This window comes from Rhizobium sp. NFR12, assembly GCF_900108545.1.
In the GTDB taxonomy this organism is placed as follows: domain Bacteria; phylum Pseudomonadota; class Alphaproteobacteria; order Rhizobiales; family Rhizobiaceae; genus Neorhizobium; species Neorhizobium soli.
Genome location: NZ_FNWM01000003.1, coordinates 495,377 through 519,808, shown reverse-complemented (window position 1 = coordinate 519,808; position 24,432 = coordinate 495,377). Strand labels below are relative to the sequence as shown.

Here is a 24,432-nt window from a genome sequence, read left to right as displayed (position 1 = left end):
AGCTCGACAAAAACATAGGCCCCGTCATCGGCAAATGGACGATGGGGGCGAAACGTTGGACTATTCAACACCGGCGGTCTCCTTCAGTTCGGCCAAGGCCCGGGCGATGCCGTTGCTGACGGTCGTGACAGGCTGATTGCCGAGGAGGTGTGGCACCGGGTCCGACGCCAAATTGGCGGGAATACGCAAGGGCGGCCCGCTGATCCGGATCTCGTTCCAGCCGGACTGGTGCCTGAGTTCGGCGACAAAATCGGTCATCTCCACCGTATCGCCGACCATTGTCAGAACGGTCGCTCCTTCCAGCGGCACTGTCATCGCGGTCGACAACATCTGTGCCACGTCGTCCACGTAGACGAAGCCGACGCGGCCGGAAAAACGGATTTCAGCCGGTTCGTGGCGCACGGCGGCTCCAAGCGCGATCGACGGACCAGCCGCGATGCCAGCGCTTTCGCCGGGACCGTAGACGATGTAGGGGCGAAGGCCGAGGCTCGGGATGCCGTGGTCGAGCAGATAGGCCCGCGCCATGCCTTCGACCGCAAGCTTTGTCGCCCCATAGACCGTCATCGGCCTTGGATTGACGGCATCGTCGAGTCCAAACACGCCGGCCGAACTCAGATAGGCAATCGGTAGGCGCTTTGCCTTTGCCGCCTCGAACACGTTGATGCTGCCTAGAAGATTGACGCGCGTGCCGAGCGCCGGGCTGCGGGCACAATCGACCGTCATCAGGCCGACGAGATGGACAGTTCCGTTGCATCCATCGGCAGCTTTCGCCACCGCGGCGGCATCGGTGATGTCGCCCGAGACGATCTCGACGCCATCCATGACGGATAGTCGTTCCGGCTTGGGAGCCAGGTCGAAGATCCGGACCCGGTGCCCGGCCGCCTGCAATGCCCTGACGGTTCGCAGGCCGACGAAGCCGGTTCCGCCGGTCACAAGGACGAGGCTCATGCAGCCTCTCCCTTGCGAGCAGCGACGGCGCGGCGGGCTGCATGACGGGCGGCGATGGCCCCGAACACGATCGCCGGGCCAACAGTGATGCCTGGGCCGGGATAGACCCCGCCCATGATCGACTGCAAATCGTTGCCGCAGGCGTAAAGGCCTGAGATCGCCGATCCGTCGCGCCGCAGAAGCTGGGCATTTTCGTCGCCGACCAGGCCTATGGCCGAGCCGATATCGCCAGGCCAGAGTTTGACGGCATAATAGGGAGCCGTCTCGAGCGGCCCGAGCGTCGGATTGGGCCCATGCGTCGGATCGCCATTGGCCTTTTCGTAGACGGTGGTGCCGCGGGCGAAATCGGCGTCCGTGCCGGTCCTTGCATAGGCGTTCATTCTGGCCACGCTGTCGTTCAGGCCGGCAGCGTCGATGCCGAGCTTTCTGGCGAGTTCGTCGAGCGTCGCAGCCTCGGTCAGGTAGCCATCGGCAAGATAGGGGGCAATGTTCGCACCACCGGGCCGGATCATCCCCATGCCGTATTTCTTCAGCGCCGCAGCGTCGGCAATCAGATAGGTGGGCACATGGCTGCCGTCCTTGTTCGCCGCATACATGGCCGACACGAACAGGTGGTAGCTGGTGCTTTCGTTGACAAAGCGACGACCGTCGCGGCCAACCGAGATGATGCCGGGTTTGGAACGGTCGAAGACGAAATGCGGAAAAACCGCCATCGAGCCATCGGCGCGCTTGCGATGCGAGACCGGCGCCCAGAAGCACGGCTGCGCCGCCGTGTCGCCGTGATAGGCGCCCGCGGTAAAGGCGAGATCATGCAGCGTGCCCGTATGACCAGGCGCCGACGGGCTGAATTCGGGCAGTGGTTGCGGCAACTTGTCTGCACGCATGGTCGGGTGACGGGCAAAGCCGCCGGAGGCGAGGATCAAACCGCCCGTGACGTGAATCTGCCGTTCGGTATCCTTCTGACGGAGTGTCACGCCTGTTACGCCTTGAGGCCCGGTCGTGAAGGCCAATGCCTCGGTTTCGGTTAGGATGGTGACCCCAAGCTTGCGCGCGGCAAGCAGCATCCTGCCGATGAGAGCATTGCCCATCACCAGCCGCGTTCCGCGGCCATGGCGGATCTTGTCCAGGTAGTAATGTCCGATCAGTCGAGCCGAGTAAGCGGTCGACTTCGCCGATTTGCCGATTTTCATCAGATGGGCGATGTCGTCACGGTCCACCATGAGGCCGCCGAGAATGGTAAATTCCGGGATGGGCGGACGGATGAGATGCAGGTCTTTCCCGAGCGCCGATGCATCGAACGGCAAAGGTTCGAGAGCCCGCCCGAAGGACGTGGCGCCCTCCAGCTCGTAAAGATAGTCGGGGTGAAAAGGGCGCGCACGGAATTTGACGTCCGTTTTGTCTTCCAGCGCATCGACCACACCTTTCCCGGCTGCAACAAACGCATCGCGCACGGATTTGGAGCTGTGGTTGCCGACAGCGCGATCGAGAAAGCCCGAAACCTTATCGCGGCTGTCGTCGGCACCCATGGCCTGCGCGTGACGGGTAAGCGGGATCCATGTAGTCGCGGCGGAATAGGAGGTCGTGCCGCCGAGATATTCGGTGCGCTCGACCAAAAGGACACGTGCGCCTTCCATCGCGGCAAAGATGGCGGCCGACATGCCGCCTGCGCCAGCTCCCAGTACGACGACATCGTAATCTGGCCCGACTTTCGTCAGTGCATGTTGCATGTGGCAATCCTCCCAAAAGACGAGACAGGCCAATCTTCTGTGGCCACCATCACAAATTATGGAATGACATTCAAGAATAAAAACTAGTTCCATTTTTTTCGTCTGTCTGATACCTCATATCTCCGTTCTGGGAGGATCTGGATGAGAAGTGTAATCGACATTGCTGTGATTGGAGCCGGTGCCATCGGCCGCACGCATATCGATACGCTGGCTGGAATGCCGCGTTTTCGCCTGACCTCGATCGTCGACCCGATGCCGGCGGGAGCTGTTCTCGCTGCCTCGCTCGGCATTCCCTGTCTTCCTTCCGCAGAGGCGTTGATCGATTCGGGTCTCGCTCAAGCGGCGATCGTTGCTACGCCGAACGAGACGCATCTTCCCGTATCCGAAGCCCTGTTGCGGGCCGGAATTCCGGTGCTTTTGGAAAAGCCGGTTGCCGAAAGCCTGGCTTCGGCGCTGAGGCTGATCGCGATTGCCGACGAGACCGGTCTGCCGCTTCTGATCGGCCATCACCGTCGCCATAACCCGATCATCCGCGCAGCCCATGCGGCGATTCATGCCGGCCGGATTGGCGATCTGGTGATGGCGACCGTGACCTGTTCGCTTGCCAAGCCGGCCGGATACTTCGAGGCCGCGTGGCGCAGAACTCCGGGCGCCGGCGGGCCACTGCTGATCAACATGGTCCACGAAATCGATCTGCTGCGGCATTTCTTCGGCGAGATTGCGCAGGTCCAGGCGATCGCCAGCCATGCGCGCCGCGGTTTTGCCGTCGAGGATACGGCGGCGGTCAATCTCTCCTTTGTCGATGGCGGGATCGCGACCCTGTGCATTTCCGATACCGCGGTCGGCCCCTGGGCTTGGGACCTGACAGCGGCGGAAAATCCGGCACGCTTTCCAGCTCATCCGGTAACCGCCCATCATTATGCCGGCAGCAAAGCTGGCCTCTCGCTGCCCGATCTGACGCTCTGGGAACCGAAGGGCGAGCCGGACTGGACTGAGAAGTTGCGACCGACAGTACTCGATGTCATCCAGGCCGACCCCTACGAGCGCCAGCTTTCCCATTTTGCCGATCTGATGGACGGGTCAGGCACGCCGATCGTGTCAGTACGGGACGCGACGGCCAACCTGATCGTGCTCGATGCGATCCGCACGGCAGCCGATACCGGACAGTCCGTCACAGTTGACCTTTCACCGCTCGAAAGCCTTAGTGGAACCGTGTTCAACAACGGAATGGGTCCATGAGCAGCGTTCTCGGAAAATCCCTCGCCATCATCGAACTGCTGGTCAATCATCCGGCCGGCCTCACCGTGTCGGCGATCGCCAGCGAAATCGATCAGCCGGCAAGCGGCGTACACCGGACTTTGCAGGAGCTCGCGCGGCTAGGTTATGTGCGCCAGGCGCAGGCGCAGGGCGATTACGCCCTGACCATCAAGCTGCCGGCCATGGGCGTCGGGTTTCTCGGCCGTGCCGGCATTACGGATGTGGCGCAGCCGGTGCTCGACGAACTGGCGGCGCATTCCGGCGAGTTGATCCGGCTTTCCGTCATCGATGGCGACCGTCTGACCTGGGTGGCGGTGGCGCAGGGGGCAACACGTGGCCTCCGTTACGATCCGGGCCAGGAACAGGGCGTTGTCGTGCATCTGGCGAGTTCCGCCGGCGGTAAGGCGTGGCTTTCGTCGATGAGTGATGAAGAGGCGCTGTCGCTTGTCTCTGGCCAAGGGCTTTTGCGACAGGCGGAAGGCACGGGACCGAACGCCCCGCGCAGCCTTACGCTGCTGTTGGAACAACTGGCTGAGGCCCGCGCCCTCGGTTACGCGACGGCGGTGGATAGCTATATCGCCGGCATGGCGGCTATGGCCGTTCCGGTCCGGTATCACGGCCATGGTCAGGTGCTCGGATGTCTCTCGATCGCCGGCCCGGCCGTGCGGATGACGGCGGAGCGGATGGCGGTGCTCGCACCCCGGCTCCAGGCCGCGGCCATCGAACTTGGCGAGGCAGCCTCGGGATCGCAATATTTTCAGGCAGTCGTGAAGGCGGTTGAGCCGGCCAGAGGAATGGAACGAAAGACCGCGTAGCAACGCGCCGTTCCACTGTCTTGTCCGGGCATGTACGTAAGGCGGGGATGGATGGAACGGCAATCTGTGAACACCATGACCTGTGATGTTCTCGTCATCGGTTCCGGCGCTGCCGGGCTCGCGGCGGCGGTGACGGCAGCGCACTACGGCTGCAAGGTCATCGTCGCTGAAAAGGCTTCTGTTTTCGGCGGTACATCGGCTTGGTCGGGCGGCTGGCTCTGGATACCCCGCAATCCTCTGGCGCGGGCTGCCGGAATAGACGAACCACCGGAGGGCCCCCGCGGATACCTGCGCAGCGAACTCGGCAACCGTTACGGTGATCCGCGCGTCGCGGCCTTCCTGGACAATGGTCCGGAAATGGTTTCCTTCTTCCAGGATCATACGGAGGTCCGCTGGGTGGACGGCAATCGCGTGCCGGATTTCCACGACACGCCCGGTGCTCTGAAGGGTGGCCGGTCGGTGACGGCAGCTCCGTATGACGGGCGGCGGCTCGGGCCATGGATCGACAAGCTCCGCCCGCCGCTCGACGTCGCCAGCCTCTGGGGCATGGGGCTCGCAAGTGGTGCCGACATCGGACATTTCTTCAAGGCAACCCGCAAGCCGCGTTCGGGGCTCTACGCAGCGGGCCGTCTCGTCCGGCATCTCCGCGATCTTGCCCTGCACCGGCGCGGCATGCATCTCGTCAACGGCAATGCTCTTGTTGCACGCTTGTTGCGATCAGCGCTCGATCTCGGCGTTTCGATGATGGAACAGGCGCCGGTAAAAGAGCTGTTGCGGAATGGCGATCGGGTCGTCGGCGCGCGGCTGGGCACCGACGGTGGCGATACGATCGTTCATGCGGCGCGGGGCGTCGTGCTGGCGACCGGTGGTTTTCCGCATGACCGCGACCGTCTGACTGCGCTTGCCGGATCGGCCGGCGGCGGCGAGGGACATTTCTCGGCAGCACCCCGCAGCAATACGGGCGACGGATTGCGGCTGGGGGAAACCGTCGGCGCCACCGTTTCGGCAGATCTCGCATCGGCCATGGCGTTGGCGCCGGTGTCGCTGGTGACACGGCCGGATGGCAGCGTGGCACATTTCCCGCACCTGATCGAACGCGCCAAACCCGGCATCATCGCCGTCACCGCGTCGGGCAGACGGTTCGTCAACGAGGCGGACAGTTATCACGACTTTACCAAGGCGCTGCTCGATGCGACGCCGCAGGCAAGCGCGCCCGTTGCCTGGCTGATCGCAGACCACAAGGCACAGCGGCGCTGGGGCCTCGGATGGGCAAAGCCGTTTCCCTTTCCTCTCGGCCCGGCGATCCGATCGGGTTACCTCAAAAAAGGTCGAACGCTGGCCGAGCTTGCCGCGGTCTGTGGCATTCCCGAAGCGGCACTCAATGACACGGTCGCGACTTTCAATCGACATGCCGAGCGCGGCGAAGACCCCGAATTCGGGCGCGGCCAGTCCGCCTACAACCGGGTCCAGGGCGATGCCGACCACGGGCCCAATCCATCGCTTGCACCGCTTGCCCATGGGCCGTTTTACGCGGTGAAGATCGTGCCCGGATCGCTCGGAAGCTTCGCCGGATTACGCACCGATCCGCAGGCCCGGGTTCTGGATGCGGGCGGCGAGGCGATCCCCGGTCTGTTTGCCGTCGGCAACGACATGACGTCGATCATGGGCGGCAATTACCCGTCCGGCGGCATCACACTCGGTCCGGGCATGACGTTCGGATACATCGCCGGTCGCGTTCTATCCGGCCAGTCCGTCACGGTATCCGACACACTTTCACAGGAGGAAATGCAATGAGCCTTTATGAACTCGCGACGCTCGACACGGTGATCTTTGGCGCCGGCAAGGCAACGCCTGGGATCGAAGCCTGGGTGGCCGCAGGCGAGGGGCGCCTCTGCGGAGCCTGGGGCACCGATATCGGCTCGCTGAACCGTATCTTCCTGCTGCGCGCCTTCGACAGTCTCGATAGTCTCTACGGCGAGCGCGAGCGGGCGTTGCGTAGCGACAACCCCTTCGGCTGCGTCGAGCAACTGGTTTCGCTCAGCATGGAAAGCTACCGGGCGCTGGAATTCCTGGCTCCCGTCGAGGCGGGCACGTTCGGTCCCGTCTATGAATTCCGCACCTATCACACCCGGATCAACGGCATCACGCCGACCGCGGAAAAATGGGCCGATGCGGTGCCCGCGCGCGAGGCCTATTCGAAGCTCACCGTTGCCATGTACGGGCTCGACGGCAGGCCGCGGCTCACCCAGATCTGGCCCTATGCCAGCCTTGCCGCCCGCACAGAGGCACGCGGGAAGTCGGTCACCGACGGAAAATGGCCACCGAAGGGCGGGCCGGACTGGTTGACACCTGAAATGACCAGCCAGATCGCCATGCCGCTGCCCTTCTCGCCGCTGAAGTGAAGGCGTCGATCGGGCAGGCCATCATCGCGACGGCCTGGTACGATACGTCTGGACGTCATCCTACCGCTCTCCGTGTCCAGCGAGCGTTGCTTTTCTGCGTGAAGGCGGACCGGGATCAGTCCTATAGATTGGCCGTATAATCCATTGCTCAAACGCCTGCGGGTGCGCTTAAAGAGACCCCAAGATCTACGGAGGATTTCATGCGCACCCAAGTCGCCATCATCGGTTCAGGCCCGTCGGGTCTCCTGCTTGGCCAATTGCTGACCAATGCCGGTATCGACAACGTCATTCTTGACAGGGTGAGCAAGGACTACATTCTTGGCCGGGTGCGGGCGGGCGTGCTGGAGGAGGGCATGGTCAGCATGATGGAGCGTGCCGGCGCGGCGGACAGGATGCACCGGGACGGCCTGCCGCATGACGGGTTCTCGCTTGCCTTCGACGGCCGCGACCACCGTATAGACCTGTTCGGGCTGACCGGAAAGCGCGTGCTGGTTTACGGCCAGACCGAAGTCACCCGCGACCTGATGGATCAGCGCGAAGCCTCCGGCGCAACCACGATCTATAGTGCCGAAAACGTAGCGCCGCATGACTTCGATGGAACGAACCCGTACGTGACATTCGAAAGAGAGGGCGTCAGCCACCGGATCGACTGCGATTTCATCGCCGGCTGCGACGGTTACCACGGCATCAGCCGTAAATCGGTGCCGGAGCACAGTCTCACGACGTTCGAACGGGTCTATCCGTTCGGCTGGCTCGGGATCCTGGCGGATGTGCCGCCGGTCAGCCACGAACTGATCTACGCCAATCACAGCCGCGGTTTCGCACTGTGTTCGATGCGCTCGGCCAGCCGCAGCCGCTACTATATCCAGTGCGGACTGGACGAGAAGATCGAGGATTGGTCGGATGAGCGCTTCTACGACGAACTGCGTCGGCGGCTGCCGGCGGAGCATGCGGAAAGCATGGTCGTCGGCCCCTCATTCGAAAAATCGATCGCGCCGTTGCGGTCCTTCGTTGCCGAGCCGATGCGGATCGGCCGCCTGTTCCTGGTCGGCGATGCCGCCCATATCGTGCCCCCGACCGGCGCCAAGGGGTTGAACCTTGCAACCAGTGACGTGTTCTACCTGTTCGAAGGTCTGCAGGAGTATTTCTCAGAGAAATCAGCCGCGGCAATCGACGCCTATTCGATGCGAGCCCTCAAACGGGTATGGGGCGCCGTGCGCTTCTCCTGGTCGATGACGACGATGATGCACCGCTTTCCCGAAGCCGGCGAGTTCGACCGGAAAATCCAGGAAGCGGAACTCAATTACCTCGTAGGCTCGAAGGCTGCCGCAACAGCACTCGCCGAAAACTATGTCGGCATTCCCTATTAGGCTCCGTCGGAAAGAGTTGTAGGCCGAAGCTGCGGAGCGGCCGCCATACACGCCGATCGCGATCATTGCCCATCGCAAACGTGATAATATGTTGTATTCGTCGACATGCGTCATACACTTGGCAGGATGGTTGGGCGTTCCTGATCGTCGGCATCCGCAATATCGGTTGTGTGTCCCACTGAATATTTTATGTTGAAGTGACAGCAGACGAGAACGATCGATTGGTAGATACGCACGACAGTCCTTTCACCACTCAGAAATCGGTACATCGGCGGAAAGCGTGCAGCGCTTGTGCCAACTGCGATGTGCGCACAATGGCTGTTTGTGCTGCGTTGGCTGACGAGGAACTTTCCGAACTCGACAAGATCATGACCTCTCGGCATCTTGCTCCCAACGAGATGCTTGTGAGTGAAGGCGACCCTTTGCATCGGACCTACAGCCTTACTGCAGGCATGTTGCGACTATCGATCGCGCTCCCCGATGGACGCCGCCAGATCACCGGCTTTCTGCTGCCGGGCGACTATCTTGGCCTGGCGGATGAGGACGTCCATTCCTCCACGGCGGAAGCGATTGGTTCAGTCCAGCTCTGTTCGTTCTCGACGCGCGAAATGCATGCGCTGATGGAACGCTACCCCAAGCTGAAGGACCGGCTGCATTCCTTTACCCGCTCGGCGCTTCGCGAGGCCCGTGATAATCAGATGATCCTCGGGCGCCTGGCGCCGGTCGAAAAGCTTGCGAGCTTTCTTCTGGCGCTGTCTGCAAGGGCTGCGGAGCATAAGCTTTCCGCCAATCCTCTGTCACTGCCAATGTCGCGGACCGACATAGCGGACTATCTTGGGCTGACGATCGAAACCGTCAGCCGCTCCTTCACCAAGCTGCGCAATACTGGCATGATCCGGCTACCCGATTCGCAAACCGTCGAACTGATCGACATGTCTGCGTTGGAGGCCGTTGCAGGCATCAACGTTCACTGATCTTCGCGCAGACGTCCGTCCGTCAGATGGAGGATGCGGTCAACGATCCCGAACGGCAAGTGCGCATGGCTGATGAGGAGGACGGTTCGTCCCACCGTCGCGTTCCTGAGATCACTGAAGAACGAGAGTTCGGTTTCCCGGTCGAGACCGCTGGTCGGCTCATCGAGAACGAGGATCTCCGCCTTGGACAGAAGTGTGCGGGCGAGGCAAAGCCGCCGTGCCTGTCCGACGGAGAGTGTATGACCGGCTTCTCCGACCGGCATTTCCAGACCGGCAGGCAGACTGCGCACAAAATCGGCGAGACGCGCCTTGCCGAGAGCGAACCAGCATTCGTCATCGCTCGCTCCGTTGCAGCCGATCCTCAGATTGTCACCGATCGTGCCGATGAAGACCGGCGCGTTCTGTTCGAGAAGGGCGATCCTGGCGTGAAGATCGGACTGCGCGATGTCGCGGATATCCGTACCCGCAACGCGCACGGCTCCCGCGATGGGATCAGCGAGGCGCATGAGAAGGGCGCCGAGTGTGGATTTTCCGGCGCCGCTTTCCCCCATGATGGCGACGCTGCTTCCGGCGTCCACCGTCAGATCGAGGTTCCGTAGGACAGGCCGCCGCGGATCGTAGCCGAAGGTCAGGCCTTCGATTGAGATACTTCCCCCGGCGGGAAGGGCTGCCGGGTGGAGCGTATCGACGACAACAGGTGGTGTCTCCGCCAGTCTCCTCAGTCGCTCCGCCGCAGCGATCGCGCTACCGAACTTTGCGACCTGACGGGTGACGGCCGCCGTTGCCTCGAAGCTCCCGAGCGAGGCGAGAAGAAGGCCGACGAGAATAGGGCCGCTGATCAGGCCACGTTCCAGAGCCGTCAGCCCGGTCAGCAATGTGCAGACGACTGCAAGTCCTCCCAGGACGGCGATTGCTGCTGACGCCGATGCCGAGGCACGGGCGAGACGCAGCCTCGTCCTTGAAAGATCTGCAGCGATTGCATCGGAGCGTGCCCGCATCCGATCGGCAGCACCGAATGCAGTCAGATCGGCGTGGCCGTCGACCATGTCGAACGCCGCCACACGCAGTTCGGTCGAGAGGTCTATGATCCGGGCGCCCAGCCGGCGCGTTCCGCTTGAAAGGAGAATCGGAACGACAAACAGAGCTGTCGCCATGACGACCGCATATACGATAACAGCTGCCGGCAGCATGACGGACAGGAAAACGGTCACTGCCGTTGCTGTGAGTACACCCGTCACGAGCGGACCGGCTGCGACGATGAACACACTGTCGAGCGCATCCACGTCTGCCGTTAGCCGTGAAACCGCATCGCCTTTGCGGAGCGCTTTGCTGGCTTGATGCACGCCGGGACCGAGGCGTCTGAACAGCCATTCTCTGATGTCGGCCAGTACTCGAAGCGTCGTGTCGTGACCGACGAGCTTTTCGCCGTAGCGCGACAGGATGCGCAGCATCGACAGTCCTCGGACAGCAGCCGACGGACCGAAAAGATTGAAGCTCATGGCAGCGGTGGTCAGGAATGCCGCGGTCAGGAACCAGCCGGACAGGCCCAGCAGAGCAACGCCCGCGAGAAGGGTCGCCAGCGAAAGCCAAAGCGCAATAGCGAAGCCTGCCAGATGGCGCCGAAACAGCGGGTGAAAAGACAGAAGCGCTCTCATGCGGCAAACTCCCGACCAGAGGAAACAACAGACAGGGTCGGCTTCATTGGCAAGAGATGTCCGTTCTCGAACCGCAATGTCGCATCCATGCGGGACGCGACTGTCATCGAATGCGTGGCAATGATCATCGTCCGTCCATGGGCGAAACCCTGGAGGCGATCGAGCACGGTCGCTTCCGTTTCGGGATCGAGATGCGCGGTCGGCTCGTCAAGCAGGATGATGGACGGATCGGTGAGATAGAGGCGGGCCAGGCCGACGCGATGCGCCTCGCCGCCCGACAGACCGAGACCGCCTTCTCCGATGCCGGTGGCAAGGCCGTCCGGAAGGCCATCGCTGAACGTCGTGACCAGGGCCAGATCGGCCGCGCGGCGGATCTCGTCGTCGCTGGCGCCGGGATGGGCAAGGCGGATATTGTCGGCGATCGTGCCGTGAAAGAGATGCGGTTTCTGACTGACGAAGGTCAGCATCCGGCGGAGCTCGCGCTCATCGATGTCGTCAAGCCGGTGATTGCTGAACTCGATTGTGCCCTCAGTGCGCGCAAGCCTTGCCAGCACATTCAGCAGCGTCGACTTGCCGATGCCACTGCGGCCGACGAGGGCGATATGCTGGCCAGCCGGGATGGAAAGTCTGCTCGATGTGAGCAGAATGGAGCAACCGTCCGGCGTTTTGATGCTGAAATTGGTGGCGAGGATCGGGACCGCGGAGGAGACAAGCCGCACCGGTGCCGGAGGGATGATCACAGCCACGGGCATGGGAAGCTCGCCGAATTGCCGCACGATCTCTGCGACCGCCCCCTTGGCATGGGCGCGGTCGTGGTAATGTGCGGCGAGCGATCTAAGCGGAAGATAAACTTCCGGAGCCAGCAGCAGACAGAAGAGCCCGGATTGGAGCGACAACTGCGTACCCGGCAGGTCGACCATGCCGAGATAGCTGAGGCCGACGTAAAGTGCGACGCCGGCAACGCCAAGCGCTGCGAAAAATTCGAGCACTGCCGATGACAGGAACGCGATGCGCAGCACGCGCAGCGTCCGCCGGCGAAGCTGGTCTGTCGCCTCGTGCATGGCTCCAGCCTCGATCTCCATTCGTCCGAACAGCTTCAGCGTGAGGAGACCGCCGAGACGGTCGGCGAAATACTCCGACAGCCGCGACAGCGCATTGGCCTGTGCATCGCTTGCGGCCTGTGCCCCGAAGCCGACCAGTGCCATGAACAGCGGGATCAACGGCGCAGTGAACAGAAACAGCAACCCGACCACCCAGTCGAACGGCATGACGGCCGCGGCAAAGATGATAGGGAGCAGCGCGGCCTGGATGGTTGCGGGCAGGAACCGCGAAAAGAATCCCTCCAGAGCCTCGACCTGATCGACGACCGTGCTCGCAAGCGCGCCGGACGACCGGTCTTGTCTCCAGTCCGGACCAGGGGCAAGCAGCCGCGTGGTCAGGCTGTCGCGCACCGTTCGCTTGATCTTTTCGGCGGCGAGCGATCCCGCCCATTCGGCAGCAAAGGCAAGCGCGATCCGGAGAGCAAGGAGGGAGGCGAAACCGAAGATCTGCGGCCAGAGCTGGTCTAAGGGAACGCCATCCTCGATCGCCCGGCCAAGCACCTGCGACAAAAGCAGCACCTGCCCGATCAGCAGCAGGCCGGAGACTATAGGGAGTGCGACCGCGATGCCGAGGGCGATGCCGCCGTGTCGGCGCAGGGCGGAAAGCGCTTTCCGGTCGCCGCCATCTTCACCCATTTCCTGCTCGTCTGTGCTTGTGGTCATCGGTTTCCGCACTGCCCTGATCGTCGTGGGACTATCTAATCCGGCATGCAGGAGGGCTCATTGATTGCAATCAATGCACGGGGCCCGTGCGGTGGATTATGCCGCTTTCAGACCGGGGATTTCGAACCGGAAAACCTGAAAACAGGCGGGTAGACAAATGATCGACTTTACGGTTGTCGACCTTTCGCGACTGCAGTTCGCGGCGACGGCAATGTACCACTTCCTCTTTGTTCCGTTGACCTTAGGGCTGTCGTTTCTGATGGCCATCATGGAAAGCGTCTATGTGATGACCGGGCGCGAAATCTGGCGGCGCATGACGCTCTTCTGGGGCACGCTGTTCGGCATCAACTTTGCGCTGGGCGTCGCAACCGGCATCGTCATGGAGTTCCAGTTCGGCATGAACTGGAGCTATTACAGCCACTATGTCGGCGATATCTTCGGGGCGCCCCTGGCGATCGAGGGCCTGATGGCCTTCTTCCTGGAAGCCACGTTTATCGGCATCTTCTTCTTTGGCTGGGACAGGCTTTCCAAAGTCGGCCATCTGGCCGTGACCTGGCTCGTGGCGCTCGGCGCCAACTTCTCGGCCCTGTGGATCCTGATCGCCAACGGCTGGATGCAGAACCCCGTCGGCTCGACCTTCAATCCCGATACCATGCGCATGGAAATCACCGATTTCGCCGCTGTCATCTTTAATCCCGTGGCGCAGGCAAAGTTCGTCCACACGGTCAGCGCCGGCTATGTCACCGGCTCCATGTTCGTCATGGCGATCAGCGCCTGGTTCCTGCTGCGGGGACGCCATCTGGATCTAGCCAAGCGGTCGATGGCGGTCGCTGCGAGCTTCGGCCTCGCCTCGGCTCTTTCCGTCGTCGTCCTTGGTGACGAGAGCGGCTATGTCGCGACCGAGCACCAGCAGATGAAGATCGCTGCGATGGAAAGCATGTGGGAAACAGAACCGGCCCCTGCCGGCCTCAATGTCTTTGCCATCCCGGGCGTCCGCGAGAACAGCTATGAGGTGAAAATCCCTTACGTCCTTGGCCTCATCACCACGCGATCACTCTCCACCGAAGTGCCCGGCATTCTGCCCTTGGTCGAGCGTGCGGAAGTCCGCATCCGCAACGGCATGACCGCCTATGCGGCGCTGGACCAGATCCGCGCCGACCGCAACAATGCCGCTGCCCGCCAGACCTTTGCCGATACGTGGCGTGACCTCGGTTATGCACTCCTGTTGAAGCGTTACGTCGATGACGTGCCGGCCGCGACCGAAGAACAGATCGAAAAGGCCGCCTGGGATACGGTGCCGGACGTGCCGACGCTGTTCTGGAGCTTCCGGTTCATGGTCGCGATCGGCCTCTACCTGATCGTCTTCTTTGCGGTGGCTTTCTATCTGGCCTCCCGCCACAGGCTTGGTGAAAACCGCGTGCTTCTGTGGATCGCCCTGTTCAGCCTGCCGCTGCCATGGGTTGCCATCGAATTCGGCTGGCTCGTTGCCGAATACGGGCGTCAGCCCTGGGTGGTCGAGGGAGTGCTGCCGACTTTCTATGCCGCGTCGGGCCTAACCCTCGTGGATCTGGCGATCAGCCTCGGCTTCTTCCTCACGGTCTACACGACGCTTGCCGTCATCATGGTTCTGCTGATGCTCAAAATCATCAAGGCAGGTCCGAGCGAAAGAAACGTGCTGATCGACGGCATTCGCGGATCGGCAGTGGTTCCCGAACGCGCCGCTGCTGCGCCGCAACGCTGACCCTCTCATTCGAAAGCAAGGTCCATGTCCCATTTACCTCTCGATTATGAAACATTGCGGATCATCTGGTGGCTGCTGCTCGGCGTCCTCCTGATCGGCTTTGCCATCGCCGACGGCTACGATCTCGGCGTTGGCGCCCTCCTGCCATTTGCGGCCAAGACGGACGAGGAGCGGCGCATCCTGCTCAACCTGATTGGGCCGACCTGGGAAGGGAACCAGGTCTGGCTCGTTCTGGGCGGCGGCGCCATCTTTGCCGCTTGGCCGGCGCTCTACGCGGCTTCTTTCTCCGGCTTCTACCTTGCCATGATCGCCATCCTGCTGGCCCTCATCCTCCGGCCGGTCGGTTTCAAGTTCCGCGGCAAGGTCAAGGATCCGCGCTGGAGAAGCACCTGGGACTGGGCGCTTTTCATCGGCGGTTTCGTGCCGGCGCTGATCTTCGGTGTAGCGGTCGGTAACGTGCTGCTCGGCGTACCTTTCGGCCTCGATGGCACGATGAGGGCCCATTACGACGGGAATTTCTTCGGTCTTCTTCGGCCATTTGCCCTGGTCGCTGGCCTCACCAGCCTGTCGATGCTGGTCATGCACGGAGCCGTGGTCATTGCCATGCGCTGCTCGGGGCCGGTCGCCGAACGCGCGACGCGCTTTGGCCGGATGGCGGCCGCAGCCACCGTCGCCCTGTTCGCGCTCGCCGGCTTGTGGGTCGCCTTCGGCATGGACGGCTATGTCGTCACCAGTATTCAGGAAGCTGCCGGTCCATCCAATCCGCTGGCGAAAACCGTCGTCACGCAGGCTGGAGCATGGCTCAACAACTACCATGCATATCCCTGGATGATCATTGCGCCGGTTCTCGGTTTCGTCGGGTCGCTCGTCGCCCTGGCAGGACTTGGCAGCCGCCGGTTCAAGATCGCACTCGCTGGATCGAGCCTTGCCATCTTCGGCATCATCTCGACCGCCGGCCTGTCGCTGTTTCCCTTTCTTCTGCCGTCCTCGATCGATCCGGCCGTGAGCCTGACGGTCTGGGACGCGTCATCCAGCCACCTCACCCTGTTCATCATGCTGCTGGCGACCGTCGTCTTCCTGCCGATCGTGCTCGCCTACACGGCCTGGGTCTACCACGTGATGCGCGGTCCAGTGAACGCGGCCTCGATCGGTCGCAATCCGAACGCTTACTGAAGGAGATCATTTATGTGGTATTTTTCCTGGATCCTCGGCGTCGGCCTCGCCTGCGTCTTTGCCATCCTCAACGCCATGTGGTTCGAGATGAAGGAAGACCGGCGCCTCTCGGCGCTTCCGGACCCCTCAAACAAGCCAAAACGCAGCTCCGTCGGAGATCCGGCCGCATGAAACCGGATATGGTCGAGCGTCTCGCGGAAATGCCGGTTCCACGATACACATCCTACCCCACCGCCGCGGATTTCAGCGAGGCGGTGGGGCCCAAGGAACAGGCCGCCTGGCTCGGCCAACTTGATCCGGCCGAACCGGTCTCTGTCTATCTGCACGTTCCCTATTGCCGGCAGCTTTGCCACTATTGCGGTTGCCATGCCAAGGCGGTTCGGAAGGCCGAGCCGGTCGAGGACTACCGGACCACGCTGGAGGCAGAGATCGCGCTGGTTGCCGCTCACCTGCCAGCCCGGCTGAAGATCGGCCGCATCGCCTGGGGCGGCGGCACGCCCTCCATTCTGGGCGAGGCAGGCTTGAGCTCCGTTCTCGGTATGCTTAAGAAGCATTTCGACCTGGAAGACGACTACGAGCATTCGATCGAACTCGACCCGCGGATGCTCGGGCGCGATCTCTGCCAAGCGCTCGGCCGGCTCGGGATCAACCGCGCCAGTCTCGGCGTCCAGGATCTCGACACCGTTGTGCAACAGGCAATCGGGCGGGAGCAGCCGGAAGAAAAGGTGGCCGCCGCCGTCCGCGACCTGCGCGACGCCGGCATTTCACGCATCAATTTCGATTTGATCTATGGTCTGCCGAACCAAACCCAGGAAAGCTTGCTGACGACCTGCCGTTCCGTCGTGGACCTTAATCCGGATCGCATCGCCTTTTATGGATACGCCCATCTACCATCACGAAGGGCCAACCAGCGCCTGATCGATAGCGCATCGCTTCCTGGACCCGTCGAGCGTTTGCAGCAGGCAAGCGCGATCGCGTCTTTCTTCATTGGCGAGGGCTATCAGGCGATCGGCATCGATCATTTTGCCACGCCTTCCGATCGACTGGCGGCTGCCGCAAGAGAAGGTCGGCTCCACCGCAATTTTCAAGGCTACACGGACGACGATCGCCCGACCCTGCTGGGGTTCGGGTGCTCTTCCATCTCGCGGCTCCCCGGTGGCTACACGCAGTCGGAATCCGGTATCGAGGCTTACAAACGCCATATCGCGGAGGGGTCTCTACCCACGCGACGCGGCCACGCCTTTGTCGAGGACGATCATGAACGCGCGACAATCATCGAACGCCTGATGTGCGATTTCTCCGTCGATCTGGGACAGAATGCCGCCGGTTATGCCGACGAACTGGCCTTGCTGCGACCGTTCGCTCTGAGCGGTCTGTTGACGGTGCGGGCGAACCGCATCTCGATGACGGCAAAGGGGAGACCCTATGTTCGCACGGTTTCGGCGATCTTTGACCGGTTCAGAAGCCAGGGGCAAAATCTGTTCAGCCCGAGCGTATGAACGTCACCACTGAACGTCATCACTGACATAATGAATTTGAGGATTTCGGCTTGAGGAGCGGAAAGCGCGCCCTCACGAAAGGCAGACGGGATGAATATAAGAGAACTTGATTATCAGGAGTGCATGGCATTCCTTTCAAAAACCCGGATGGGGAGATTGTCCTGCGTCCTCGAAGGCCGCCCGTACACGGTTCCGATTTCTTTCATCATCGAGGACGACTGGTTCTACAGCTTCTCGCTCGAGGGCAAGAAGATCTCGTGGATGCGCGAGAATAACTCCGTCTGCATTCTGGCAGACGAAATCTCCAGTCCGCAACAATGGCGGACCGTTATCGCGAATGGGCAGTTCAAGGAATTCGATCAGGCTGCCGAATGGGCGAAGTATGCGCGTGCATGGTCTCTTCTGCAGTCCAGCAACGCAACCTATTGGTTGCCTGGAGGACTGAAAACAGCAGCGGCCGGGGTGCAAAACAAACCCGTCTACTATGGAATTCGGATCGAAAGCGTCTTGGGGAGAGAGGCTTATCTTTCGAGCGAGAGCGAACGTGTGCCCGGCATGCATCCGCATTGATGCGCGCGATGTCGCCCGGCTCACGCGCCAGCCGGGCGACATCAAAGCCGTCCGGCTTCGGCTGCCGCCAGACTTAGACGCGCGCTACTCTGCGGGGTGCTGCTTGCGCGTGTGGAACCGCGCTTTCAGCCAGACCAAAAGATCATCCAGGAATGTGAACACGACCGGGATGACCAGCAAGCTCAGGAAGGTCGAGGTGATCAGCCCGCCGATCACCACGATGCCCATCGGCTGGCGGAAGCTTGAATCGCCGGATACGAGGCTGAGTGCGGCGGGCAGCATGCCGCCCGCCATGGCGATCGTCGTCATCACGATCGGCCGCGCTCGCTTGTGACAGGCATCCACCAGAGCGTCATAGCGGGACATGCCGGCGCGCCGCGCCTCGATCGCGTATTCGACGAGCAGGATCGAGTTTTTCGACACGATGCCCATCAGAAGCAGCAGGCCGATGACCGCAGGCATCGAGAAGCTTGTTCCCGTCAGCACCAGTGGCAAGAGCGCGCCGCCGAGAGCCAGCGGCAAGGCCATCAGGATCGTGACCGGCTGCAGGAAGTCATGGAAAAGCAGGACCAGCACCGCGTAGACGCAGAAGATGCCGATCGCCATCGCCAATCCGAAACTGCTGAACAGCTCGCTCTGGCGCTTCAACTCTCCCTGCTCGACGAATTTCACGCCCTGCGGCAGGTTCTTGTAGCCGGGAAGCTGCGCTGCCTCGTTCGTCACTTCCGAAAGGCTCCGGCCGTTGAGCTCGATCGTGAGCGAGACGTTGCGCGACCGGTCGAGCCGGTCGATCTGGCTGGGGCTAGAGCCTAGCGATATGTCGGCGATGGCGCCGAGCGCGACATTGCCGTCCTTGCCCTCGACCGGGATGAGCGACAGCGCATCCAGCGATTGCCGGCTCGCCGTGTCGAGCATGACCCGGATGGGGACCTGGCGTTCCGGCAGGTTGAGCTTCGACAGGGCCGCATCATAGGCGCCGGCCGTTGCGACCCGAATGGCGTCGGCGATCGCCTTCGAGGTCACACCCAGAGATGCGGCTTCCGCGAGATTAGGGCGGATGGTGATCTCCGGTGATTGGGTCGCGGCCGACGAGGTCACGTTGCCGATGCCGGGTAGCGTGCGCAGATCGGATTCGAGGCTGGCGGCCGCTTTTTCCAGTAGGTCGGAATCGTCGCCGGCCAGCGTCAGCGTCAGCTGCGTACCATTGCCGCCGGATCCGATCTCAAGACGGACGCCGGGCAAGGTTTCCAGCGCCTTGCGCAAATCCGCTTCGATCTGAGATTGCTTGACGTCGCGGTCGTCGATCGACGTGAGGTTGACGACGAGCGTCGCACTGTTGGTGCTGGCATTCGAGGTGCTGTTCATCCCGCCTGTGGAGGCCGTGCCCGTTGCCTGGAAAACCGAGGTGACGTGGTCGACGCCGGCAATGACCGCGGACGCCTTTCGCGCCGCTTCGTCGGTCGATTCAATTGTGGAGCTCGGAGGCGTCGTGATCGTGACCTGGGTCTGGCTGCTATCGGAAGCCGGAAAGAACCCGGTCGACAGATGGCTGAGCAGCAGGATCGTGAAGGCCAGAAAGCCGACCGTGCCGAGCACTGGTATCCAGCGCCGACGAAGCGCGCCTTTGACGGCCCAGAGGTAGGACCGCATCAGGCGACCGTCGCCTTCGTGTGTTTTGCCGCTCGGCTTCATGATGTAGGCCGCCATCATCGGCGTCACCAGGCGCGCGACGAGAAGCGAGGCCAACACGGCGACAGAGGCCGTGATGCCGAATTGCTTGAAAATGATGCCGGGAATACCGCCCATGAAGGCTGTCGGCAGGAACACGGCGACCAGGGTGAAGGTGGTGGCGATCACGGCGAGGCCGATCTCATCGGCCGCTTCCATGGCCGCATCCATGGGGCTTTTCCCCATGTTGAGATGTCGCTCGATATTCTCGATCTCGACGATCGCATCGTCGACCAAAATCCCGACCACAAGAGACAGCGCCAGAAGCGTGATCGTGTTCAGTGTATAGTCGAGGAGATACATCACGAGGAACGTCGGGATGATCGACAAGGGCAAGGCAACAGCGGCCAAAAGCGTTGCCCGCCAGTCACGCAGGAAGAGCCAGACCACGAAGATCGCGATCAACGCGCCCTCATAGACCATATGCATCGATGATTCGTAGTTCTGCTCGATCGGGACGATCGTGTTGTAGGCCTCTTCGATCGTCACTTGCGGATTTTCTGCCGCGAACGACTTCATCTGTTCGCGGATACTGTCCGTGACGGCGACGTCCGAGTAGCCCTTGGACCGCTTGATCTGCGCGGCAATGACCGGCTTGCCGTTGATATAGGCAAGCGAGCTGAGATCGCTGTGGGAATCGGTGACCGTGCCGAGTTCGTCCAGCCGAACCCAGTTTCCCGCCGGCAATGGTATCGGCAGTGCGCGGAGCTGTTCGACGCTGCCGACGGCCGCCAGCGTTCGGACAGACTGGCTTTCGCCGCCGATCCGCCCCTTGCCGCCCGACAGGTCAGACTGCACTGAATCGAGCTGCCCGTTGACGTCGTTTGCAGACAGACCGAGGCCATCGAGCAGATTGGCGTTGAGTTCGACGCGGACCTCCCGGTCGACGCCACCCAGGCGCCCGACTTCGCCGACGCCTTCGACAGCCATCAGGGCACGCGACATATTGTTGTCGATGAACCAAGAGAGTTCCGCCGCATCCAGCGTGTCTGACCGCACCACATAGGTAATCAGCGGCGATGCATTCAGCGACTGTTTGGAAACCGTCGGTGCGTTCATTTCTTCCGGCAAGTCGTCCTGCGCCTGATCGACGGCGCTCTTTACCTCGTCGAGTGCCTCTTGCGTGTTCTTTCCAACTTCGAAGGCGACGGAAATGCTGACGGAACCATCGGTGACCGTCGTGGTCACGGAATCGAGCCGCGTCAGTCCCGTCAGTTCGTCTTCGATCTTGCGGGCGACCTCGGTCTCAAGCTGTGAGGCTGCGGCCCCGTCGAGCGACGCACTGATCTCGATCGTCGGAAGATCCATGTCGGGAAAGTTCTGGATGTCGAGACGGTTGAACGCCCACAGGCCGCAGGCCGTCAGCAGGACGAACAGCAGGATTGGCGGAACGGGATTGCGGATGGACCAGGAGGAAAAATTCACTTCGTCGCCTCCGTCTCGGCTGCGGCGACCGTATCGACCACCCGCACCACGGAACCGTCCGCAAGAAACGCGCCGCCGGAGACGACGACTTCCTCGGTCGTGTCGATCCCCGATACGATCTCGACCCGGTCGCCTTGCCGCCGGCCGGTCTCGACACGCTTGCGGGTTACCGTCGGCTGATCGGTCGCGTTGAGGACGAATGCGTAGGAAAAGCCGTCCCTCAGGGTGACTGCCGTTGCCGGAACTGTCAGCGCATCGGTGGCGCTGAATTCGAAATTGCCGCTGACGAGAATGCCGGTCTTCGGTTGTGGCATTCCGACTGCGGGCTGCAGGGCGACATAGACAGTGACCCGACCGCTGGCGGTCGAGCTCGTGGGCGAGACAAGCCGCACCTCGCCACGGACATCGCCGAGCGGCGTCGGAATGACCGCTTTGGTGCCTTCCTTGACATCGGCCAGCCGCTTGACCGGCAGCTCCGCCTGCCACTCGATGCGGTTCTGGCGGATCAGCTTGAACAGTTCGTCGCCGGCGGTCACCACCTTGCCAAGCGACGCGGACCGTTCAGAGATTACGCCATCGTCGTTCGCGTAGACGTTCGTGCGGTCAAGGGTCAGCTGCGCGGATGCCAGCGCGGCCTTCGACGACGCAAGGGCTGCTTTCGACTTGCGCTCCGTGATCAGATATTCCGTCGTCTGCTGGGCGGAGATCGCACCGGAGCCGGTCAGCCCGCGGGCGCGGTCGGCATTCGCGACCGCCTGATCGAGATCGGCCTTTGCCTGCTCGACGCTTGCCTGCTGTTGCTCGAGCTCGGCCTGCGCGGTTTCGGCGTCGAATTGCACCAGCAACTCGCCTTTTTTTACCGTCGCTCCCACATCCGCATTGATGCCGATGATCCGCAATCCGCTGACTTCGGCGGAGATCACCGCTTCATGCCAGGCCGCAAGGCGCCCGCTTGCCGGAATGAGCACCGGCCACTGGGAAACCTCCGGTTTCGTCACGCTGACCGTGAGGGCGGCCGCGGCGGCGGTCGTCTGCGTCGCGTCCTGTGCCCGGCCTGCCGGGGTGAAAGCGAGACAGACGACGCAGGCAAGCGCCATCGTCGTGAGCGGGTGTGATGTTTTAAGCATTAGTTGAGTTCCCGTGCAGAAGAGGCAGCGGCGGTCGGAATGGACCAGCCTCCGCCAAGCGCTTTGTAGAGGGCGATCCAGTATTGGACGGCGTCGCGCCTAATTTCGATGAGAGTGATGGCCGCCGATTGCGCCGATCGGCGAGCTTCTTCGCGGTCGAGAATGCTGACGCCTCCGGACGCCCAGTTCTGGTCGACCGCGCGAAAATAGCGCTGATAGTTGTCGGCAGCGCTTTTTGCGTCGGCAATCCGCCGAAGCGCCGTATCGACCCGCAACATCGCCGTCTCGACTTCGGCAACGGCGCCAAGCACGCCAGACTTATAGTTCGCAACCGCGATATCGTAGTCGGCAACCGCACTGCGCACAGCCGCCCGTCGTGCTCCGCCATCCAGCAACGGCACCGACAGCGCCGGTCCGAAGGACCAGGGAACGGATCGGCCGGTCACGGTGGACTGGCTGATCGAGATTGATCCGCTGAGGCTGAGGCTGGGGTAAAGATCGGCCTTCGCCGCGCCGACGTCCGAAATCGTTGCGGCGACTTCAGCCTCCAGCGCATTGACGTCGGGCCTCTGTCGCAGGACGTCAGCAGGCACGGCAGTGATCCGCACCGCAGTTGGCTGCGGAATACGCCGTTTGCCCTGATCGAGTAGCCGGCGGACCGCCGGTTCGTCGCCGCCCGTCAATTGTGTGATCGATTTGATCAGGATCTCGCACTCGCCGCGCTGGGCCGTCAGGCTTGACGAGGAGGCAGCAGCGCTTGCCCGTGCCAGCGCCAGGTCAGCTGTGGACGTAAAGCCTGACTGTGCCGACCGTTCCGTGGCGCGGATGGTGGCCGTCTGCGATGCAAGCTCGTCGCGGTAGAGGCGCTCCAGTTCGCGGCAGGCGCGGTACTGGACATAGTCGTCGCCCACTTCGGCGGCAATCGAAACGCGGGCATCGTGCCAGGACCAGACCTCGCCAGCGGCCCGCGATGCAGCGGCGCGCACCTGCTTCTTGGTCTTGCCGAACAGATCGACTTCCCAGGCGGAATCAAGCCCACCGCTTTTTGTCGTCCCGGCGGTCAGCCTGTTATTGTCGTTACCCTTATTGCCCTCACGGCTCGCCGATGCAGAGCCGTCGAGCGATGGGAAAAGCCCTGACGCGGTGCTGTCGAGCGTGGCGCGCGCCTTGTCGATATTCGCCACCGCTTGCTCGATGGTCGGGTTTTTGCGGTCCGCCATGTACAACAAGGCGTCCAGCGAGGGATCCTTGAAGCTTGCCCACCAGGTCACGAGATCGGCTGTTCGACCGCCATGCGGAAGCGTCGCGTGCCAGAAGGCGGCAACAGCCGGCGTCGCCTGCTTGAGAGTGCCAAGGCTCGTGCAGCCGGTAAGCAAGGCCGCGACGGCCAGAACTGGTAGAACTGAAGAAAGAGTGCTGCGCATCGATTGGACACCGCCTTAACTGAAGGCCGCAGTATAGGGATCGCGATGTTAATGTCGGTCAAGAGCAGGTTAAGTTAGGTAAAACTGCTGTCTTCGCAGCCTCAAGGTCGTAAAGCTGAAGTTATCGAAGGAGCAAGAGCAGGGCATGACCAAGCTACTATTGATCGATGACGATGCCGAGCTGACCAACCTGCTGGGCGAGTATCTGACAGAGGAAGGCTTCGCCGTCGAAACGACTGCGGATGGTCGCGTCGGCGTGGCCGAGGCCATGTCGTCCTCGACCGATCTGATTGTTCTCGACATCATGATGCCGCGGATGAACGGCATCGAGGTTCTGCGCAAGATCCGGCAGGTGAGCGATGTGCCGGTGCTGATGCTGACGGCACGGGGAGACGATATCGACCGCATCGCCGGCCTCAATCTCGGAGCCGATGATTACGTCTCAAAACCCTGTTCGCCGGGGGAACTGGCTGCGCGCATTCGCGCCATCCTGCGCCGCTCGGGCCGAACCGAGCGGGACGGCACCGTCAATGAGATCAGGACGGGCGAACTGGTGCTTTATCCGTCGAACCGCAGGGCGATGTGGCGGGCGGCACCCCTGGAACTGACCGGAACCGAGTTCAGCCTGCTGGAAGTGCTTGCCCGCTCCTCCGGCCAGCTCGTCTCCAAGCAGGAGATATCGTTGCGGGCGTTTGCCAAGCCGCTCACCGCGTTCGATCGCCGGATCGACGTCCACATCAGCAGCATCCGGCAGAAACTCGGCGCCCGCCCGGATGGGCAGCCCTGGATCCAGGCCGTGCGCGGCCGTGGCTACCAGTTGCTGGAAGGCTGACC

General features: G+C 62.2%; 19 protein-coding genes. 12 read left to right on the top strand and 7 right to left on the bottom strand.

Annotated elements, in window-relative coordinates; genetic code table 11:
- Positions 1 to 60: 60 nt before the first annotated feature.
- Complete coding sequence (locus BLW69_RS15770; protein WP_092663269.1) at positions 61 to 948, bottom strand: NAD-dependent epimerase/dehydratase family protein; 888 nt, start codon at positions 946 to 948, stop codon at positions 61 to 63.
- Positions 945 to 2,675: an FAD-dependent oxidoreductase gene (locus tag BLW69_RS15765; RefSeq protein WP_092663267.1), complete on the bottom strand. Its 1,731-nt coding sequence runs from the start codon at positions 2,673 to 2,675 to the stop codon at positions 945 to 947. The genes BLW69_RS15770 and BLW69_RS15765 overlap by 4 nt, the downstream gene beginning before the upstream one ends.
- 141 nt (positions 2,676 to 2,816) lie before the next feature.
- Here BLW69_RS15765 and BLW69_RS15760 point away from each other — a divergent pair, with 141 nt between their 5' ends.
- From BLW69_RS15760 to BLW69_RS15735, 6 genes are all read left to right on the top strand, one after another.
- A complete protein-coding gene (locus BLW69_RS15760; protein WP_092663265.1) occupies positions 2,817 to 3,914 on the top strand; it encodes a Gfo/Idh/MocA family protein in 1,098 nt (365 codons plus the stop codon).
- Complete coding sequence (locus tag BLW69_RS15755) at positions 3,911 to 4,747, top strand: IclR family transcriptional regulator (RefSeq protein WP_062578227.1); 837 nt, start codon at positions 3,911 to 3,913, stop codon at positions 4,745 to 4,747. The genes BLW69_RS15760 and BLW69_RS15755 overlap by 4 nt, the downstream gene beginning before the upstream one ends.
- A 51-nt stretch (positions 4,748 to 4,798) precedes the next feature.
- A complete protein-coding gene (locus BLW69_RS15750; RefSeq protein ID WP_092663263.1) occupies positions 4,799 to 6,541 on the top strand; it encodes an FAD-dependent oxidoreductase in 1,743 nt (580 codons plus the stop codon).
- Positions 6,538 to 7,149: an NIPSNAP family protein gene (locus BLW69_RS15745; protein ID WP_062578224.1), complete on the top strand. Its 612-nt coding sequence runs from the start codon at positions 6,538 to 6,540 to the stop codon at positions 7,147 to 7,149. Before BLW69_RS15750 ends, BLW69_RS15745 begins: the two co-directional genes overlap by 4 nt.
- A gap of 200 nt (positions 7,150 to 7,349) precedes the next feature.
- Complete coding sequence (gene pobA, locus BLW69_RS15740) at positions 7,350 to 8,519, top strand: 4-hydroxybenzoate 3-monooxygenase (RefSeq protein ID WP_092663261.1); 1,170 nt, start codon at positions 7,350 to 7,352, stop codon at positions 8,517 to 8,519.
- Between the two features lie 314 nt (positions 8,520 to 8,833).
- A complete protein-coding gene (locus BLW69_RS15735; protein WP_092663259.1) occupies positions 8,834 to 9,493 on the top strand; it encodes a helix-turn-helix domain-containing protein in 660 nt (219 codons plus the stop codon).
- On the opposite strand, the gene cydC is transcribed toward BLW69_RS15735, so the two are convergent.
- Together cydC and cydD are read right to left on the bottom strand one after the other, a co-directional pair.
- Positions 9,487 to 11,148: a thiol reductant ABC exporter subunit CydC gene (cydC, locus tag BLW69_RS15730; RefSeq protein WP_092663257.1), complete on the bottom strand. Its 1,662-nt coding sequence runs from the start codon at positions 11,146 to 11,148 to the stop codon at positions 9,487 to 9,489. The genes BLW69_RS15735 and cydC overlap by 7 nt on opposite strands.
- Positions 11,145 to 12,911: a thiol reductant ABC exporter subunit CydD gene (cydD, locus tag BLW69_RS15725; RefSeq protein WP_244508851.1), complete on the bottom strand. Its 1,767-nt coding sequence runs from the start codon at positions 12,909 to 12,911 to the stop codon at positions 11,145 to 11,147. The genes cydC and cydD overlap by 4 nt, the downstream gene beginning before the upstream one ends.
- Positions 12,912 to 13,071: 160 nt before the next feature.
- On the opposite strand from cydD, the gene BLW69_RS15720 reads away from it, so the two are divergent.
- From BLW69_RS15720 to BLW69_RS15700, 5 genes are all read left to right on the top strand, one after another.
- Positions 13,072 to 14,652, top strand: a complete 1,581-nt coding sequence (locus tag BLW69_RS15720; RefSeq protein WP_210184926.1) for a cytochrome ubiquinol oxidase subunit I — start codon at positions 13,072 to 13,074, stop codon at positions 14,650 to 14,652.
- 24 nt (positions 14,653 to 14,676) lie between these two features.
- Positions 14,677 to 15,825, top strand: coding sequence for a cytochrome d ubiquinol oxidase subunit II (cydB, locus tag BLW69_RS15715; protein ID WP_092663253.1), 1,149 nt, complete (start codon positions 14,677 to 14,679; stop codon positions 15,823 to 15,825).
- A 12-nt stretch (positions 15,826 to 15,837) separates the two neighbouring features.
- Positions 15,838 to 15,996 (top strand): cytochrome bd-I oxidase subunit CydX, encoded by a 159-nt coding sequence (gene cydX, locus BLW69_RS15710; RefSeq protein ID WP_062459376.1) that lies wholly within the window; start codon positions 15,838 to 15,840, stop codon positions 15,994 to 15,996.
- The gene (gene hemN / locus BLW69_RS15705) at positions 15,993 to 17,324 is read left to right on the top strand and encodes an oxygen-independent coproporphyrinogen III oxidase (RefSeq protein WP_092663251.1); all 1,332 of its coding nucleotides are present in this window, start codon (positions 15,993 to 15,995) and stop codon (positions 17,322 to 17,324) included. The genes cydX and hemN overlap by 4 nt, the downstream gene beginning before the upstream one ends.
- A gap of 123 nt (positions 17,325 to 17,447) precedes the next feature.
- Positions 17,448 to 17,894, top strand: coding sequence for a pyridoxamine 5'-phosphate oxidase family protein (locus BLW69_RS15700; protein WP_162759511.1), 447 nt, complete (start codon positions 17,448 to 17,450; stop codon positions 17,892 to 17,894).
- 84 nt (positions 17,895 to 17,978) lie between these two features.
- On the opposite strand, the gene BLW69_RS15695 is transcribed toward BLW69_RS15700, so the two are convergent.
- From BLW69_RS15695 to BLW69_RS15685, 3 genes are read right to left on the bottom strand one after another with little or no spacing between them, the layout of a single operon-like run.
- A complete protein-coding gene (locus BLW69_RS15695) occupies positions 17,979 to 21,047 on the bottom strand; it encodes an efflux RND transporter permease subunit (RefSeq protein ID WP_092663247.1) in 3,069 nt (1,022 codons plus the stop codon).
- Positions 21,044 to 22,174 (bottom strand): efflux RND transporter periplasmic adaptor subunit, encoded by a 1,131-nt coding sequence (locus BLW69_RS15690; protein WP_092663245.1) that lies wholly within the window; start codon positions 22,172 to 22,174, stop codon positions 21,044 to 21,046. The genes BLW69_RS15695 and BLW69_RS15690 overlap by 4 nt, the downstream gene beginning before the upstream one ends.
- Positions 22,174 to 23,598: an efflux transporter outer membrane subunit gene (locus tag BLW69_RS15685; RefSeq protein WP_092663243.1), complete on the bottom strand. Its 1,425-nt coding sequence runs from the start codon at positions 23,596 to 23,598 to the stop codon at positions 22,174 to 22,176. Before BLW69_RS15685 ends, BLW69_RS15690 begins: the two co-directional genes overlap by 1 nt.
- A gap of 145 nt (positions 23,599 to 23,743) precedes the next feature.
- Here BLW69_RS15685 and BLW69_RS15680 point away from each other — a divergent pair, with 145 nt between their 5' ends.
- The gene (locus tag BLW69_RS15680; protein WP_062459393.1) at positions 23,744 to 24,430 is read left to right on the top strand and encodes a response regulator transcription factor; all 687 of its coding nucleotides are present in this window, start codon (positions 23,744 to 23,746) and stop codon (positions 24,428 to 24,430) included.
- Positions 24,431 to 24,432 lie beyond the last annotated feature (2 nt).

Bases quoted from the DNA above. Each gene is read 5' to 3' on its own strand.
- BLW69_RS15750 (WP_092663263.1), top strand. From the start codon at position 4,799: ATGGAACGGCAATCTGTGAACACCATGACCTGTGATGTTCTCGTCATC.
- BLW69_RS15770 (WP_092663269.1), bottom strand. From the start codon at position 948: ATGAGCCTCGTCCTTGTGACCGGCGGAACCGGCTTCGTCGGCCTGCGA.
- BLW69_RS15755 (WP_062578227.1), top strand. From the start codon at position 3,911: ATGAGCAGCGTTCTCGGAAAATCCCTCGCCATCATCGAACTGCTGGTC.
- BLW69_RS15685 (WP_092663243.1), bottom strand. From the start codon at position 23,598: ATGCGCAGCACTCTTTCTTCAGTTCTACCAGTTCTGGCCGTCGCGGCC.
- BLW69_RS15700 (WP_162759511.1), top strand. From the start codon at position 17,448: ATGGCATTCCTTTCAAAAACCCGGATGGGGAGATTGTCCTGCGTCCTC.
- hemN (WP_092663251.1), top strand. From the start codon at position 15,993: ATGAAACCGGATATGGTCGAGCGTCTCGCGGAAATGCCGGTTCCACGA.
- cydC (WP_092663257.1), bottom strand. From the start codon at position 11,148: ATGAGAGCGCTTCTGTCTTTTCACCCGCTGTTTCGGCGCCATCTGGCA.
- BLW69_RS15690 (WP_092663245.1), bottom strand. From the start codon at position 22,174: ATGCTTAAAACATCACACCCGCTCACGACGATGGCGCTTGCCTGCGTC.
- cydX (WP_062459376.1), top strand. From the start codon at position 15,838: ATGTGGTATTTTTCCTGGATCCTCGGCGTCGGCCTCGCCTGCGTCTTT.
- pobA (WP_092663261.1), top strand. From the start codon at position 7,350: ATGCGCACCCAAGTCGCCATCATCGGTTCAGGCCCGTCGGGTCTCCTG.
- cydB (WP_092663253.1), top strand. From the start codon at position 14,677: ATGTCCCATTTACCTCTCGATTATGAAACATTGCGGATCATCTGGTGG.
- BLW69_RS15765 (WP_092663267.1), bottom strand. From the start codon at position 2,675: ATGCAACATGCACTGACGAAAGTCGGGCCAGATTACGATGTCGTCGTA.
- BLW69_RS15680 (WP_062459393.1), top strand. From the start codon at position 23,744: ATGACCAAGCTACTATTGATCGATGACGATGCCGAGCTGACCAACCTG.
- cydD (WP_244508851.1), bottom strand. From the start codon at position 12,911: ATGACCACAAGCACAGACGAGCAGGAAATGGGTGAAGATGGCGGCGAC.
- BLW69_RS15760 (WP_092663265.1), top strand. From the start codon at position 2,817: ATGAGAAGTGTAATCGACATTGCTGTGATTGGAGCCGGTGCCATCGGC.
- BLW69_RS15735 (WP_092663259.1), top strand. From the start codon at position 8,834: ATGGCTGTTTGTGCTGCGTTGGCTGACGAGGAACTTTCCGAACTCGAC.
- BLW69_RS15745 (WP_062578224.1), top strand. From the start codon at position 6,538: ATGAGCCTTTATGAACTCGCGACGCTCGACACGGTGATCTTTGGCGCC.